The 16596-nt window shown below is 71.9% G+C and carries 10 protein-coding genes; 8 read left to right on the forward strand and 2 right to left on the reverse strand.

Going from position 1 to position 16596, the window contains the following annotated elements:
• Positions 1 to 45: 45 nt before the first annotated feature.
• Positions 46 to 1404 (reverse strand): beta-glucosidase, encoded by a 1359-nt coding sequence (locus HZB25_11555; protein ID MBI5837874.1) that lies wholly within the window; start codon positions 1402 to 1404, stop codon positions 46 to 48.
• Between the two features lie 251 nt (positions 1405 to 1655).
• Between HZB25_11555 and HZB25_11560 the strand changes: the two genes are divergently transcribed.
• On the forward strand, positions 1656 to 3824 hold the full coding sequence (locus HZB25_11560; protein MBI5837875.1) for a protein kinase: 2169 nt from the start codon (positions 1656 to 1658) through the stop codon (positions 3822 to 3824).
• Positions 3825 to 3929: 105 nt separating this feature from the next.
• On the opposite strand, the gene HZB25_11565 is transcribed toward HZB25_11560, so the two are convergent.
• A complete protein-coding gene (locus HZB25_11565) occupies positions 3930 to 4736 on the reverse strand; it encodes a hypothetical protein (GenBank protein MBI5837876.1) in 807 nt (268 codons plus the stop codon).
• A gap of 476 nt (positions 4737 to 5212) precedes the next feature.
• Between HZB25_11565 and HZB25_11570 the strand changes: the two genes are divergently transcribed.
• The 7 genes from HZB25_11570 (at position 5213) to HZB25_11600 (ending at position 16582) form a co-directional block, all read left to right on the forward strand.
• Complete coding sequence (locus HZB25_11570) at positions 5213 to 7966, forward strand: S8 family serine peptidase (protein ID MBI5837877.1); 2754 nt, start codon at positions 5213 to 5215, stop codon at positions 7964 to 7966.
• Positions 7967 to 8170: 204 nt separating this feature from the next.
• Positions 8171 to 9211, forward strand: coding sequence for a class I SAM-dependent methyltransferase (locus HZB25_11575; protein ID MBI5837878.1), 1041 nt, complete (start codon positions 8171 to 8173; stop codon positions 9209 to 9211).
• 102 nt (positions 9212 to 9313) lie between these two features.
• On the forward strand, positions 9314 to 10852 hold the full coding sequence (locus HZB25_11580) for a S1 RNA-binding domain-containing protein (GenBank protein ID MBI5837879.1): 1539 nt from the start codon (positions 9314 to 9316) through the stop codon (positions 10850 to 10852).
• A 12-nt stretch (positions 10853 to 10864) separates the two neighbouring features.
• Positions 10865 to 11860: a prolyl aminopeptidase gene (gene pip / locus HZB25_11585; GenBank protein ID MBI5837880.1), complete on the forward strand. Its 996-nt coding sequence runs from the start codon at positions 10865 to 10867 to the stop codon at positions 11858 to 11860.
• A 181-nt stretch (positions 11861 to 12041) separates the two neighbouring features.
• Positions 12042 to 15044 (forward strand): serine/threonine protein kinase, encoded by a 3003-nt coding sequence (locus tag HZB25_11590; GenBank protein ID MBI5837881.1) that lies wholly within the window; start codon positions 12042 to 12044, stop codon positions 15042 to 15044.
• A gap of 67 nt (positions 15045 to 15111) precedes the next feature.
• The gene (locus HZB25_11595) at positions 15112 to 15789 is read left to right on the forward strand and encodes a hypothetical protein (protein MBI5837882.1); all 678 of its coding nucleotides are present in this window, start codon (positions 15112 to 15114) and stop codon (positions 15787 to 15789) included.
• Between the two features lie 151 nt (positions 15790 to 15940).
• Positions 15941 to 16582, forward strand: coding sequence for a cobalamin B12-binding domain-containing protein (locus tag HZB25_11600; GenBank protein ID MBI5837883.1), 642 nt, complete (start codon positions 15941 to 15943; stop codon positions 16580 to 16582).
• Positions 16583 to 16596 lie beyond the last annotated feature (14 nt).

Below are 16596 nucleotides of genomic sequence, written 5' to 3' on the forward strand. Positions count from 1 at the left end.
CCCGCGAATTCCAGAAGGCGCGGCGCGGACGCGTCCGCTCCCGCCTCAGCGCCCCAGGTTCTCCCCGTTGGACCGGATCACCTCGCGGTAGAATTCCCCGCTGGCCTTGGGGGTGCGCTCCTGGGTCTCGAAATCCACGTGCGTCAGCCCGAAGCGCATCGAATACCCGCAGCTCCACTCGTAGTTGTCGAGCAGCGACCACGCGAAGTAACCCCGCAGATCCACCCCCAGCCGGATGGCCTCGAGCGCGGCGCGCAGGTGGCGGCGCAGGTATTCCACCCGCCGCGGATCCTCCACGCGCGAGCCCTCCGCCCGGGCGGGGTCCGGGAAGGCGGCGCCGTTCTCGGTGACATAGAGCGGGATGTCGCCGTAGAGCTCCTTCACGCGGCACAGGCAGCGGGTGAGGGCCCCGGGCGCCACCTCCCAGTCCATCGCGGTGTACTCGCGCTCCGGGAAGCGCACCGTGGAGGAGCGCACCGGCGCTCCGGCGTCGTCGTGGCGGGTGACGCCGCGGGTGTAGTAGTTGATCCCCAGGAAGTCCAGCGGTTGCCGGATGAGCCGGAAGTCGGCCTCCGGAGGCGCCTGCCATCCGGGGGCATAGGCCTCCACCAGCGCGGCGGGGTAGCGGCCCAGCAGCGCGGCGTCGAGGTACTGGCGGTTCATGTACTCGTCCGCTCGCAGGGTCGCGGCCCGGTCGGCGGGGGAGTCGCTGTGCGGCTCCTTGGGCTCGAGGTTCACCACCAGGCCGATCCGGTTGCGACCCACGGCCCGGTAGGCCTGCACCGCGGCGCCGTGGGCGCGCATGAGGTTGTGCGCCGCCCGTCCGGCCTCGCCGCGGTCCGCGTGCCCCGGCGCGTGCACCCCGAAGAGGTAGCCGGCGTCCACCACCACCCACGGCTCGTTCAGCGTGGCCCACATCGGCACGCGGTCGTCGAGCGCCTCGAACGCCACCCGCGCATAGTCCGCGAACCAGTGCGCGGAGTCCGGGTTGGGCCAGCCGCCCAGGTCGTCCAGCGCGGCCGGCAGGTCCCAGTGGTACAGCGTGACCAGCGGCTGGATCCCGTTCGAGAGCAGCAGGTCCACCAGGCGGTCATAGAAGCCCAGCCCGGCACGGTTGACCCGGCCGCGGCCCCCGGGCAGCACGCGGCTCCACGAGATGCTGAAGCGGTACGCGGCGAGGCCCAGCTCCTTCATCCGGCGCACGTCGTCGGCGTAGCGGCGATAGTGGTCGCAGGCCACGTCGCCGGTCTGGTTCTCGTGGGTGCGTCCGGGGGTGTGGGAGAAGCGGTGCCAGATGCTGGGACCGGCGCCGTCGGCCAGGGGTGAGCCTTCCACCTGGTAGGCGGACGTCGCTGCGCCCCACAGGAAGCCGTCGGGAAAGCGGGTCGGTCCCAGGTCGGGCATGGGTCTTTCGGGGTTGGAGGCGGTTCGCGCGGGCCCCGGAACGGTCGGGGTCCGTTCGCAATCATCGAAGCCATAACAGATTCGGGAATCGGAGTCCATCGCGGGTGTGGCCCGGCGCAACCTCGGGCGCAACCCCGGGCGCAACCCCGGGACTGTTGCATGCGTCCCACCTTGTGAGACACTTCTATCATCCGGAGAACCGCCCATCGTGCCCGGCGCAGTGCCGCCGCGCCGGAGATTCGGGGGATCGCATGGCCGTGCTTCCAGGGGAACGCCTCGCTCACTACGAGTTGCTGGAGACGCTCGGTGCCGGCGGCATGGGAGAAGTGTGGCGCGCCCTGGACACCCGCCTGGGGCGCGAGGTGGCACTCAAGGTCCTTCCCGAGCACCTGGCGCGCGACCCGGGCCGGCTGGCGAGATTCCGGCGCGAGGCCCGCGCGGTGGCCGCGCTGAACCACCCCAACATCGTGACCATCCACTCGGTGGAAGAGCAGGACGGGGTGCACTTTCTGACCCTCGAGCTGTTGCCGGGCACCACGCTGGCCCGGTGCATCCCGCGCGCCGGGATGCACCTCGAGTTGTTCCTGCAGCTGGCCGTGCCGCTCTCGGGCGCGGTGGGCGCGGCCCACGAGCGCGGAATCCTGCACCGGGACCTCAAGCCCGCCAACATCATGGTCACCGGCGACGGACGCGTGAAGGTGCTCGATTTCGGCCTGGCCCGCCCGCGGGATGCCGCCGGCGGGGAACCGTTGCTGCCCGCGCCGGAGCCCGCCGGCGACAGCTCGCTTTCGGGCACGCTGGCGTACATGTCCCCGGAACAGATCCGCGGGGAGGCGCTGGACCACCGCTCGGACATCTTCTCCCTCGGCGTGGTGCTCTACGAAATGGCGGCGGGGCGCCGGCCCTTCCCGGGCGAGTCTTTCGAGGAACTCGCCGCGGGGATTCTGAACGAGCGGCCGGTGCCGCTTTCGGCGCTCCGGCCGGACCTGCCCGTGGAACTGTCGCTGCTGGTGGGGCGCTGTCTGGAGAAGGAGCCGCAGCGGCGCACGCAGTCCGCGCTGGACCTCCGGCTGGCCCTCGAGGACGTGCTCCGCGGGCTGCAGGCGCCGCGGCCCGGGGGCGTGCCCACGGTGGCGGTGCTGCCCTTCGCCGACCTGAGCCGCGAGCGCGACCAGGGTTACTTCTGCGAGGGGGTGGCCGAGGAGATCCTCAATTCGCTGGCGCGCGTGCAGGGACTCCAGGTGGCCTCGCGGATGTCCTCGTTCCGGCTGCACGGCACGCTCCTGGACAGCCGCGAGATCGGGCAGCGGCTGGGCGTGCGCCACCTGCTGGAGGGCAGCGTGCGCAAGGAGGGCTCGCGGCTGCGCATCGCCGTGCAGCTGACGGACGCCGAGGGGGGCTTCAGCGAGTGGTCGGAGCGCTACGACCGCGAGCTCCACGACGTGTTCGCCATCCAGGACGAGATCGCGCGCAGCGTGGTGCGTGAGCTGGAGGTGACGCTGAGCCCCGGGGAGCGCCACGCCATCGGCAGGCAGGCCACCACTCACGTGCAGGCCTACGACTACTACCTCCGGGGACGGAAGTTCTTCTACCACTACGGAAGGCGCGACATCGAGTTCGCCCTGCAGCTGTTCACCCGGGCCATCGAGCTGGATCCCGCGTTCGCGCTGGCCCACGCGGGGGCGGCGGACTGCTGGGCGTACCTGTACTTCTACGCCGAGCGCACCGAGGCCAACCGGCGGGAGGCGGACGCGGCCAGCCGGCGCGCCCTGGAACTGGCCCCGGAGCTGGCGCAGGCGCATGCCTCGCGCGGCGTGGCGCTGTCCCTGGCGGGCGGGGACGCCGGGGCCGAGGAGGCCTTCGAGACCGCGATCCGCATGGATCCGCGCCTGTTCGAGGCGCGTTACTTCTACGCCCGTCACTGCTTCGTGCGCGGGCAGCTGGAGAAGTCGGCCCGGCTCTTCGAGGATGCGGCGGTGGTGCGGCCGGAGGACTTTCAGTCGCTGCTGCTGGTGGGCCAGGTGTACGACGCGCTGGGCCTCCCCGAGGACGCGGCCCGGGTGCGCCGCAGCGGGGTGGCCGTGGTGGAGGAGCACCTGGGGCATCACCCGGACGACGCCCGGGCGCTGTACATGGGCGCCAACGGGCTGGTGTGCCTGGGCCGCCGGGAGCAGGGCCTGCGCTGGCTGGAGCGCGCCATGGGGCTGGAGCCGCTGGAGTCCATGAGCCTCTACAACGCCGGCTGCATCCGTTCCATGGCGGGGCAGGTGGAGGAGGCCATCGCCTGCCTGGAGCAGGCCGTGGACGCGGGGCTGGCGCAGCGGGGCTGGTTCGACCACGACTCCAACCTGGATCCGCTCCGGGAGCACCCCCGCTTCAAGGCGCTGATGGACCGCATTCCCGCCGCCGCGCCGGCCTGATCGGCGCCCGGAACCACGCGCGGATAACGCGACGCCCCGCGGGGTGTGGGACCCCGCGGGGCGCGCTGCTCGAACCAGGTCCCCGGTGGAACCCGGCCGAAAGTCCTACTTGTACTGACGCTTCAGGTTGCCCCAGGTCTTCGACGAGACCGGCGTGGTGCCGGCGCCGTAGAACTCGATCCGCGACCAGGTCACGCGGAAGCGGGCGTCGGTGTTGCCGCAGTCGGCGTACGCCTTCACCGCGCCGCCCACACGACCGTCGTTCAGCATGCCCCACAGACCGTAGGGGGGGTCCTCAGCCGGGTTGGCCATGTCGAAGGCCAGCGGGCCGGAGGAGTGACGCACACCAGCCACCCAGATCACGTACTCGACCGTGGCCGGGTCGCCGGCGGTGAGGCTGTGCGGGAGATAGATCATCTCCATGCGCACCATCTGGCCCTTGGCGTAGGTGAGGCCGCCGTGGGCGGGGATGGTGAACGACCAGAACGGGAGACGGCCGCCGAAGATGGCGATCTCACCCGTGCGGGTGTTCAGCATGAACTCACCGTCGCCGTCCTTCGACCACCACGGCGAGATGCGCATGTAGGCTTCGCCGTCGCCGGTGCCTTCGCACACCACGTCGGCGGCGAAACGGAACTGGGAGTTGTTGTCGAACGCCGCCCAGGTGGCGCCGCCGTCCTCGGAGAAGGACCAGTTATGCAGGTTCGCGAAGCCGCATCCAGAGAGCCCCTCGTCGCTGATGACGATCATGGACGGGTAGCTGTTGATGGACGAAGCCGTCGACAGCGGGCTGTCGTTCCAGATCTTGAGCTTGATGAGCGCGCCATTCGGGCTGGGCGTGGCTGCCAGGGCCGCCGAGGCACAGACGGCGACGAGCAGGAACGCCGCGAGGACCTTGTAGCTGTTCCGCATGGTGAGGGTTCCTCCTTCGGAAGGTTGACAGGGTGACGACGCGTTACGGATCCGACGAGGTGAATCCAAATCTGTGACCCAAGGAGATTCTAACCACCGGGACCTTGATTCGCAAGATATTTTCTTGGCGTATCTCTATGAAACACAATGACTTGTTTCATTTTCATGATCGGTTACATGCCCACTGGGCGGCCGCGGGTGTAGTTGCTGAAAACGCTTACATTTACGCTCAGCACGGACCCCGCGGAATGACGGACTTCGCCGTCCTGGACCGGCGACGCCCCCGATTCAGGACCGAGGGAGCTCTGGCCGCCGGGGAGCAAGGGCCGCAACGAGTTGGGCGTCGCATTCTCATCGGTCTTTGACGCGTTATTGCGCGGGTGCTAGTCTTCCGCCTTCACCCACGGTTGGGTAAGGCCCCGCGCGGCGCCTCCGGGCTCCGCGGCCGCTGCGTCGTCCTCCCTCGGAGGTGCCCCGTGAATCGATGGATCCTGCGTACACTGCCGGCCGTCCTGCTCCTGGTACTCGTCGCGGTGGGGGCGCTGGCGCAGTCCAGCAAGCTCGACCCCCGCGCGCGCATCGCGCTCTCGCAGCTTCGCGCGGGCAGCCCCGCCGGCGCGGTGCGCGCGGCGGGAGCCGCGGTGGACATCAGCGGCGACCTGGACGTGTTCGTCACCGGCACCGTGACGCGCGCGCAGCTCGAGTCCTTCGGCGCGCGTGTGCGCACCGTGGTGCCGGGCGTGATGACGGCCTTCCTGCCGGTCTCCGCGGTGGACGCCATCGCCGCGCTGCCGGAGGTGACCGGCATCCACGGCGCCGCGCCGGTGGAGCTGGAACTGGACAGCAGCGTGCCCGCGACCAACGCGAGCGCGCTGCGCGGCGCCGGCCCGGCCTTCACCGGGCTCAACGGCGCGGGCGTGGTGGTGGGCGACGTGGACACCGGGATTGACTACAAGCACGGCGCCTTCAAGGACGCCGCGGGCCTGACCCGCATCGTCGGGCTGTGGGATCAGACCGACGCCGTGGGGCCAAACCCGGGCGCCTACCCGTACGGCTCCGAGTGGACCCCGGCCAGCATCAACGCCGGCACCGCGCGCGAGAAGGACACCGGCGGCCACGGCACGCACGTGATGGGCATCGCCGCCGGCGACGGCAGCCAGACCGGTGGCTCGGTCGCCGCGTACACCTACACCGGCATGGCGCCGATGGCCGACATCGTGATGGTCAAGAGCGACCTCACCACCACGCACATCCTCGACGGCGTGGCCTACGTGTTCGGCGTGGCCACGGCGCTGGGCCGGAACTCGGTGTGCAACCTGTCGCTGGGCTCGCACTACGGCCCGCATGACGGCACCAGCCCCTTCGAGGCCGGCCTCTCGGCGCTCACCGGGGCGGGACGCGTGATCATCAAGTCCGCGGGCAACGAGCGCGGCCAGAGCCGGCACGCGGAGGTCCAGGCCGCCGGCGCGGGCACGCCCATGACCTTCCTGGTCTCGGGCTCGGCGAACGGGCGCCAGCTGGCCTTCGACGGCTACTACGAGGCCACCGAGGCCATCAACCTCACCGTCACCACGCCCAACGGGACGGTGATCGGCCCGATCGCGCTGGGTGCGGCGGACTCGGCCTATCCCGGCGTGACCACCACCAGCGGGCGCGTGTACGTGGAGAACGGCCTGTCGGTCACCTCCACCGGCGCCCGCGAAGTGTACGTGGAGCTCACGGCGCTGAACTCCGGCGCCAGCCCGGGGAGCATGAACGGCACCTGGACGCTCACCTTCATCCCGGTCTCCCTGGGGCCCGCCAACGGCCAGGTGGACCTGTGGCGCTTCTACAACAGCACTTCGCTGGCGGGCAACTTCGTCGTCGGGATGAGCGAGCAGAAGCTGGTCTCCGAGCCGGGCAACGCGACCGACCTGATCACCACCGCCGCGTGGGTGAGCCGGCGCTACTGGACGGACTGCGGCGGGCGCAACGTCGGCTACACCGGTGCGCTCAACCCGGGCAACCTGGCCTCGTTCTCCAGCCCCGGCCCCACCCGCGACGGCCGGCAGAAGCCCGACATCGCCGCGCCGGGCACGGCCATCGGCTCCACGCGCTCGTTCGACATCAGCTTCACCTGCGGGGCCAGCGCGACCACCTACCTCTTCGACAACAGCAACCACGTGATCAACCAGGGCACCTCGATGGCCGCCCCGCACACCACCGGCGCGACGGCGCTGCTGATGCAGAAGTACGGCGCGGTCACGCCCGCGTTCGTGCGGACCTTCCTGGCCGGCCGCGCGATCGTGGACGGCTTCACCGGCGCCACGTGGAACAAGGACTGGGGCTACGGCAAGCTGTGGCTGGGAGACCTGGTGGACCCGGCGGTCACGGTCACCGCGCCCGACGGGGGCGAGCTGTACTTCATGGGCAGCCTCGCGAACCTCACCTGGAACGCCACCGACAACGTGGGCGTGACCACCGTGGACCTGCTGGTGTCCCGGGACAACGGCGCCACCTTCGCGGCGGTGGCCTCCGGCGTGCCCAACACCGGCGTCCACTCGTGGACCATCGCCGGCCCGCCCTCGCTGCAGTGCCTGCTGAAGGTGGTGGCGCACGACGCCGCCGCCAACACCGGCTCGGACGTGAGCGACAACGTGTTCATGATCGTGGATCCGGCCACGCCGGTGCTCATGTCCACGCTGTCCGCCGAGCCGCTGGCGGAGGGTGTGGCCATCCACTGGCAGCTGAACGCCCCGCGCATGCTGCGCGAGGTGGCGCTGGAGCGCGCCGCGGGCGCGCAGGGACCGTTCGCCCGGGTCCAGGCGGTGTCCTCCGGCGCGGAGGGCCCGGTCACCGTGCTCGACCGCACCGCCCAGGCCGGCAGCACCTACTGGTACCGGGTGTCGGCGCTGGAGGGCGCGGGCCGGGCCGTGACGCTGGGGCCCATCCGGGTCACGGCCGGCGTGCCGGTGACGCGCTTCGAGCTGGGCCGGGCGATCCCCAACCCCAGCCGCGGCGCGGTGCGCGTGGACTACGCGCTGCCGCGGGCGGCGCAGGTGACGCTGGCGGTGATGGACGTGCAGGGCCGCGAAGTGGCCCGCCTCGTGGATGGCTCCCGCGGCGCGGGACGCCACCAGGCCGCGTGGAACGGCGAGACCCGATCGGGCCGCGCCCCCGCCGGGATGTACTTCCTGCGGCTTCAGGCGGGGGAGGTGCGGCTGAGCCAGCGGATGGTGCTGTCCCGCTGAGGCGGCCCCAGCCCTCAGGAGTTCGGACGGCCGCTCCCGGTTCGGTGGGGGCGGCCGTCCTCGCGTTCTCCCCGCGCATTGAGCGGCGACTTCTCCGGTGCTAGTGTGCGCGGGTCGGGCGGTGCGGCGGAGCTTCCGTCGTGCCGGCGAAGTCGAGGAGGGTTCAACGATGTGGTTCCATCGATTGTCCGTGAATCCCGCGGCATGCGGCTGGGCCGTCGCCGCGCTGCTGGCGGTGCTCGCGTGGGCGCCGTCGGACGCCGCCGCGCGCCGGGGTGTCCGCGCGCCGCGCATCCAGGGCGCCTGGGAGCTGGTGTGGCCGGAGCCCGGTCCGCACCAGCGCGAGATCAAGCTCATCACCGCGACCCACTTCACCTGGACCTCGTGGGACACCGGGACCCGCCAGGTGCTGGGCAGCGGCGGCGGGCCCTACGTGCTGCACGGCGACACGTACCAGGAGCAGCTGCTGTTCGCGTCGGGCGGCGCGGAGAGCATCGCCGGGACCGTGCAGGCGTTCCACGTGCAGGTGAAGGGGGACTCGCTGTTCCAGTTCCGGCCTCCGGGCCAGGGCGAGGGACGGGAGATCTGGAGACGGCTGAGGTGAGCCGGCGGCCGTCGCCGCCCGTGCGGGATCCCGCGCGTGAGAAGGTCTACGACCGGGGCTACTTCGAGCGCTGGTACCGCGACCCGCGCTACACGGTGGTGCAGCGGGACGTGCTGCGGCGGCGCGTGCGGCTCGCGGTGGCCGCCGCCGAGTACCTGCTGGAGCGGCCCATCCGCTCGGTGCTGGACGTGGGCTGCGGGGAGGGAGCGTGGTTTCCGCTCCTGCGACGCCTGAGGCCGCGCGTGCGCTACGTGGGGGTGGACTCCAGCGAGTACGCCGTGCGGCGCTTCGGGAAGCGGCGCCACCTGCGCCTGGGCAGCGTGGGCGCCCTGGCCCGGCTCGGCCTGCGCGGTCCGTTCGACCTGGTGGTGTGCTCGGACGTGCTGCACTACGTGGGAACGCCGGAGGCGCGCCGGGGCCTCAAGGCCATCGCCCGGCTGACGCGGGGCGTGGCGTTCCTGGAGCTCTTCGCGAAGGAGGACCAGACCGAGGGCGACCATGCCGCGTTCCAGCAGCGCCCGGCCGCCGCCTACCGCCGGCTCTTCCGGGAGGCGGGGATGGTGCCCCTGGGGCTCCACTGCTACGCGGCGCCCGGTCTGGCGCAGCAGCTCACGGTGTTCGAGCGCGGCGGACCGGCCTGAATTTCCTCCCGGGATCTGCTAGAATCCCCTGTTGTTCCCCTGCTGCATCCATCCGCGTCCCCCCGGGGCGTCCGTTCTCCACACGCACGAGGCACACATCCGATGAACCTGCTTCCTCCCGTCGATCCCGACTCCGAGATTGAACCGGTTTCCTCCGACTTCGCCAAGGCCCTGGAGGAGTACGAGCGCGGCCGCGGCACGGCTGCGGTCGCGGCGGGCGCCGCCGCCGACATCGCCGTGGGCTCCCGGGTGCGTGGCAAGGTGGTGCACGTCGGCGAGGAGACCGTGCTGGTGGACTTCGGCGGGCGCAGCGAAGGCGCGGCGGAGACGGCGCAGTTCCGGGCCGACGACGGCACCGTGCGCGTGAAGGTGGGCGACGAGCTGGACTTGTTCGTGTCCGAAGCCGGCGACCAGGTGCTGCTGGCGCCATCCATGAAGGCCGATCCCGCCGTGGCGCTCAAGCAGGTGCGCGAGGCGCAGGCCGCGGGCATGCCCATCACCGGCAAGGTCACCGGCGTGAACACCGGCGGGCTGGAGGTGGACCTGGGCGGCGCGCGCGGCTTCTGCCCGCTCTCCCAGGTGGAGTCCGGCTACTGCGAGGACGCGTCGAGCTACGTGGGCCGCTCGCTGGAGTTCCTGGTCACCGAGGTGAAGGACGGGCGCGGCGGCGCGGTGCTCTCCCGGCGCCAGCTGCTGCGGCGCGAGGAGGAGGTGCAGGCCCGCCAGATGCTCGCCACCCTCAAGCCCGGCGACGAGCTCGACGGCACGGTGGCCCGGCTGGAGGCCTTCGGCGCCTTCGTGAACCTGGGCGGGGTGGACGGCATGGTGCACGTGTCCGAACTGAGCCACGAACGCCTGGGGCACCCGCGGGAGGCGGTGCAGGTGGGCCAGAAGGTGCGCGTGCGCGTGCTGCGCCTGGACACCGGAAAGGACGGCCGGCCGCGGATCGCGCTCAGCATCAAGGCCACCGCGGCGGACCCGTGGTCCGAGATCGCGCCGAAATTGGCGGTCGGCACCCGGGTGCAGGGAAAGGTGGCCCGCCTGGCGGACTTCGGCGCCTTCGTCACCCTGGCGCCGGGTGTGGACGGGCTGGTGCACGTGTCGGAGGTGGCGCTGCACCGCGTGGCGCACGTGAAGGAAGTGCTCTCGCCCGGGCAGGTGATCGAGGCCGTGGTGCGGGAGGTGGACCTGGTGAAGAAGCGCATCTCGCTGTCCATCCGCGAGGCGCTGGCCTCCGAGTTGCCCCCCGCGCGCGATCCGGTGCTGAACGAGGTGGTGGAGGGCCTGGTGGGCAACGTGAAGCCCTTCGGCGTATTCGTGGACCTGCCGCAGTTCGGCCCGCGTGTGAGCGGCCTGCTGCCGCGCGAGGAGACCGGCGAGCCGCGCAACGCCGACCTGTCGAAGGCGTTCGCGATCGGCCAGCCGCTGCGCGTGGAGATCCTCGAGATCAAGGAAGGCAGGATCCGCCTCGGCATGGCCGCGTCGCAGATGCCGTCTGCGGCGGGCGCGGCGGCCGCGGAACCGCGCGGAGCCGCGCCGCCGCCATCCGCCACGCCTTCCCCGGCCCGGGGAACCGGGGGGCAGGAGGCTCCGCTGACCGCGATGGCGCTGGCGATGAAGAAGGCGCTGGAAGGCAGGTAGGCGGGAGGCCCCATGCAAGCCGATCCCCCGGTGCGGGCCGCGCACCCGCTGAAGGACCCGCTGACCTGGATGTACCCGCCGCTTGAGCCGTACCGCACCGGCCGGCTCCGGGTCACCGGCCCCCACGAGCTGCACTTCGAGGAGTGCGGCAATCCCGACGGCATCCCCGCGGTGTTCCTGCACGGCGGGCCCGGCGGCGGCACGGATCCGCGCCAGCGCCGGTTCTTCCACCCCGGCAGGTACCGCGTCGTGCTGCTGGACCAGCGCGGCTGCGGCAGGAGCACGCCCCATGCGTGCCTGGAGGAGAACACCACCTGGGACCTGGTGGCCGACCTGGAACGCCTCCGGGAGCACCTGGGCATCGCGAAATGGCTGGTGTTCGGGGGCAGCTGGGGCTCCACGCTGGCTCTCGCCTACGCCCAGCGGCATCCCGAACAGGTCACCGGGCTGGTGCTGCGCGGCATCTTCCTGGCGCGGCGCCACGAGGTGGACTGGCTGTACCGGCGGGGGGCCTCGCAGGTCTTTCCGGACGCCTGGGAGCACTACCTGGCCCCGATCCCGGAGGCCGAACGGGGTGACCTGCTGCGCGCCTACCACTCCCGGCTGACCTCCCCGGACCCGGAAGTGCGGCTCTCCGCAGCGAAGTCCTTCAGCGGCTGGGAGAGCGCCGTCTCGCGCCTGGTGCCCGCGGAGGCGTTCCGGCTGCCCCAGGAGGAGGACGCCGTGGCCCTGGCGATGGCCCGGATCGAGGCGCACTTCTTCGTGAACGGCACCTATCTCGAGGGCGACGACCAGCTGCTGCGGGACGTCCCGCGCATCCGGCACCTCCCTGCGGTGATCGTCCAGGGGCGCTATGACGTGGTGTGCCCGGTGGATAGCGCCTGGGCGCTGCATCGGGCCTGGCCCGAGGCGGACCTGGTCATCACGCCGGACAGCGGTCACAGCGCCTTCGAGCCTCCCAACAGCCGGGCCCTGGTGGCGGCGACCGACCGATTTGCAGGGATTTGACGTCCCTTCCGCTGCTATGATCTGAGTCGGGGTTCGCGACAGCGTGCGCCCCGGCACCGTTGTCTCCTCCCGCGTACCGATACAACGCAACCTCCTGGTGCGAGTTGACATCCAACCGAGGGCCGGGATTCCGCTTCGCCCGGCCCCCATGCCACGACCCCCAGGCAGCTTGGAGGACCCGATGTCCCTCGACCCCCGCAAGCCCGACCGCGGCAACGTCCCGCGCGGCCCGGAACCCGCCAGCGAGTTCGATCGCACGCTGGCCACCGGCCCCGACCTCGCCGCCTCGTCCGGCGCGTCCCCGGAGGACGTGCCGGACCGCACGATTTCCGTGGGAGGCTCGGGCCCCGCGGTGCCCGAGCGCACCATCACCGTGGGCGCCACCGTCTCGGCGTCGCCCGGCGCCGACCCGGGCCTCGCGGGGGAGACGGTCGGGCGCTACCGCATCCTCGGCAAGCTGGGCGAGGGCGGCATGGGGATCGTGTACGAGGCCGAGCAGCAGAATCCGCGGCGGCACGTGGCGCTGAAGGTGGTCCGAGGCGGGCACTTCGTGGACGAGTCCACGGTGCGCATGTTCCAGCGCGAGGCGGACACGCTGGCGCGGCTGCGCCACCCCAACATCGGCGCCATCTACGAGTCGGGCCGCACCGACGACGGCCAGCACTTCTTCGCCATGGAGCTGGTGCGCGGCGAGAACATGGACGTCTACCTGGGCAGGCGCCCGAAGGCGGTCTCCCAGGACGAGATCCGCTTCCGGCTGGCGCTGTTCCGGCGCATCGCCGAGGCGGTGCACTACGCGCACCAGCGCGGCGTCATCCACCGGGACCTGAAGCCCTCCAACATCATCGTCACCGACGAGACCGCCTCCGAGGGCACCGTGGTCAGTTCCACGGGGGTGCGCACCCCCGAGGTCAAGATCCTGGACTTCGGCCTGGCGCGGATCACCGAGGGCGACGTGCAGATGTCGCAGGTGACCGAGGTGGGCGTGATCAAGGGCACGCTGCCGTACATGTCCCCCGAGCAGGCGCGCGGCAGCGGCGAGCTGATTGACGTGCGCACCGACGTGTACGCGCTGGGCGTGATCCTCTACGAGATGCTCACCGGCTCGAAGCCCTACGACGTGGGCCGCGGATCGCTGGTCGAGGCGGTGCGCGTGATCTGCGAGGAGGCCCCGAAGTCGCTGCGCCTGACCATGTCGGGCGGGCGCCGCCTGGACCCCGACATCGAGACCATCGTGGGCAAGGCGCTGGAGAAGGACGTGGAGCACCGCTACGCCAGCGCCGCGGCGATGGCCGAGGATGTGGACCGCTACCTTTCCTCCCAGCCCATCCTGGCCCGGCCGCCCAGCACGCTGTACCAGCTCCAGAAGTTCGCGCGCCGCAACCGGGCGCTGGTGGCGGGTGTGGCCGCCACGTTCGTGGTGCTGGTGGCGGGCGTGGTGGTGAGCTCGCTGCAGGCGGTGCGCGCCACCCGGGCGGAGGACCTGGCCAAGTCGCGCATGTCCCGGGCGCTGTCGGCCGAGGCGCTGGCGAAGTCCCGCCAGAAGGAATCGGAGCAGGCGCGGCTGCTGGCCGAGCGGCACCAGGTGGAGGCCGAGCACGAGCGGGCCAGCGCGCTGGCGGCCCGCTCGGCCGCGGAACGCTCCCGCTCGGCCGCGGTGAAGGCCCGCGCCGCCGCCGAGTCCGCGCGCGAGTCGGCCGAGACGGCGCGCGCCGCCGAGGCGGCCCAGCGCGCCGCGGCCGAGGCCAGCGGGGAGCGCGCCCGCACCGAGGCGGCCAAGGCGACCGCCATCAACCGGTTCCTGCAGGACATGCTGGCCACCGCCGACCCGTGGGCCGGGGAGGGTGGCCGCGTGACGCTCGACGCGGCGCTGCAGAAGGCCCAGGGCAAGATCGGCACCACCTTCCAGGCCCAGCCGGAGGTGGACTTCGCGGTGCGCCGCACGGTGGCCTCCGCATTCGAAGGCGTGGGACGCTTCGCGCAGGCCGAGTCGCTGCTGAGCGGCGGCATCGAGCGGCTCTCGAAGGAGCCGGACGCGCCTCCGGGGATCCTCGCGGGCTTCCAGAGGGAGCTGGGCGGCACGCTGCTGCGGGCGGGCGAATACGACCGCGCCGAATTGCAGATCCGGGAGGCGCTGCGCCTCCAGGCGCTGGCCGGCAGTCTTACCAGCGACACCATGGTGTCCACGCTGAACCAGCAGGCGGTGGCGATGGCCTACCGGGGACGTTATACCCAGGCCGACTCGGTGGTGCGCGTGGCGGGCGACATCCTGCGCCGCGAGGGCCGCGAGCGCGGCCCCGCCGCGCCGGGGGTGCTGTCCACGCAGGCTTACCTCGCCACCAACTGGAAGGAGGACTACCAGGCCGCCGACCGGCTATACCAGTCGCAGTACGACGTGCTGCGATCTCTGCTCGGCGACCACGCGATGGAGACCTCGGACGTGCTGGAGGAGCTGGCCACCAACCGGGTGCGTCTGAACGACTTCACCGCGGCCGATTCGCTCTTCCGCCAGGCGCTGGAAATCAAGCGCGCCGCGCTGGGGGACGATCATCCACTGGTGGCGCACCTGCTGGAGAACCGTGGCAACGTGCTGATGCGCTCGGGACGCATGGACGAGACCCTGGAGACGCTGCGGCGCGTGCTGGGCATCCGCCAGCACGGGCTGGGACCGGAGAGCGTGCCGGTGGGCCGCACCTGGACCAACCTCGGCTCGGTGTACACCCGCGCGGGCCGCCTGGCGGAGGCCGAGGACGCCTTCACCCGCGGCATCGGCATCCTGCGCCACGGCCTGGGCGAGCAACACCCCGACCTGGCCGCGGCGCTGCGGGACCGCACCACCCTGCAGGTGCAGCAGGGCCGGATGAAGGACGCGGAGAAGTCCATGCGCGAAGCCCTGGCGATCCGCGTCGGGCACAGCCCCCCGGGCAGCCCCGCGGTGACCGGGTACCAGTTCGCGCTGGCCGCGATCCTGAAGGACCGCAGGGACTTCTCCGGGGCGGAGGCGATCCTGCTGCAGGCCCGGGCGCAGGCCGACTCGGCGCGCGGGTCGAAGGATCCGGCGGTGGCGAAGGCCACCGAGGCGCTCGTGGAACTGTACACCGCCTGGAAGAAGCCCGAAGCCCTGGCCACCTGGCGCGCCGTGCAGGGCGGGCAGGCGCCGCCGGCGGCCAGGGGAACCAACTGAGTTGAAGTCCACCGGCCCGGTCCCTCGAAGGGACCGGGGCATCTGTTCCATCCCAGAGGAGGTCCCCATGAACCTGGCTCACATATTCGCATCGCGGACCCACGCCACGCGCCCGGCACCGCCGGGGCTGCTCATCGCCCTGGTGGCGGCAGCCCTGACCGTGCTGGCGGGCAGCGCGCTGGCCCAGAACTGGAACGAGGCCGGCGACGCCGGCAACATGGTGTTCGGCGCGCAACAGACCTCGGGAGCCGGCGCGCTGACCACCATCAACGGCAACCTGCACAGCGCCGGCGACGTGGACATGTTCTGCATCCGGGTCACCGACCCGGCCAACTTCCGCGCGTACCTCAACTGCGTGATCCACCAGGAGAACCACCTGTTCCTGTTCAACGGGGCCAGCATGGGCCTCACGCACAACGACGGCTGCGCCGCCGGCCAGAGTTCCATCGGCGCGCCGCTGGTTCCGACCATCGGCACCTACTACCTCGCGGTGGGCGGCTGGGGCGCGCTGGCGATCAACGGGCCGAGCAACCAGTTGTGGACGTTCTCGGCCGGCAATCCGATCGTCGGTCAGCGCGCGCCGGACGGTCCCGGCGCGGGACTGCCGCTCAACCTCTGGGCCGGGGGAAACCTGAGCGTGATCGGCACCAACTACACGGTGCACCTGGTGGGCGCGGCGTTCTGCAACGCCACCACGCCGGTCGGGGCCCGCACGTGGGGGAACATCCGCTCGATCTACCGGTAGGGTTGGAATTCGCGCCGGCGGCATTTGCGCCCGGGGTGGGCTGCGTTCTCGCGGGCCCCATCCCGGGCGCCGATGCGTTATCATGTGCGGCCTGGGCTGGCCGGTCTTCGCGCGTCGGGTCGCGCGCCGCCGCCGGTCCCGCGGGAGGACCATGCCGCCGCCACCGTGTACCGAGCTCGCACAGGCTGTCGTGGAGGGAAACGTCGCCGCCGCGCGCCGGCTGGCGCGGGAGTGGGGTGAAGCGGGGGGGGAGCCGCTGCGCGCGATCGAGGAAGGCTTCGCCCCCGGCATCCGGCGCGTCGGGGAGCTGTGGGAGGAAGGCGAGTACTTCCTCCCGGAGTTGATCCAGGGCGCCGAGGCCATGAAGGCCGCCATGGAGGCGCTGGGCCCGTGGATGGCCGCCGCGCACGTGGGCCAGCCCCGCAAGGGATGCGTGGTGATCGGCACCATCCAGGGCGACCTGCACGACATCGGCAAGAGCCTGGTGGCGACGATGCTCACCGCCCACGGCTTCGAGGTGCACGACCTCGGCAGCGACGTGCCGGTGGCTGCCTTCGTGGATGCGGCGCGCACGCGACGTGCCGACATCGTGGCTGTCTCCGCCCTGCTTACCACCACCATGGGCCTGCAGCGGGAGGTGGCGGACGCGGTCCGGGCGGCGGGGCTGGGCTGGCCGGTCCGGATCCTGGTGGGTGGCGCGCCGACGGGCCCGGCATGGGCCGCGGAGATCGGCGCCCACCACGCGGAGAATGCCCTGCGTGCCGTCGCGATGGCGGAGAGCCTGGTGTCGTGACCTTGAGCCGGCCG

The organism is Candidatus Eisenbacteria bacterium (genome assembly GCA_016235265.1).
GTDB lineage: Bacteria > Eisenbacteria > RBG-16-71-46 > RBG-16-71-46 > JACRLI01 > JACRLI01.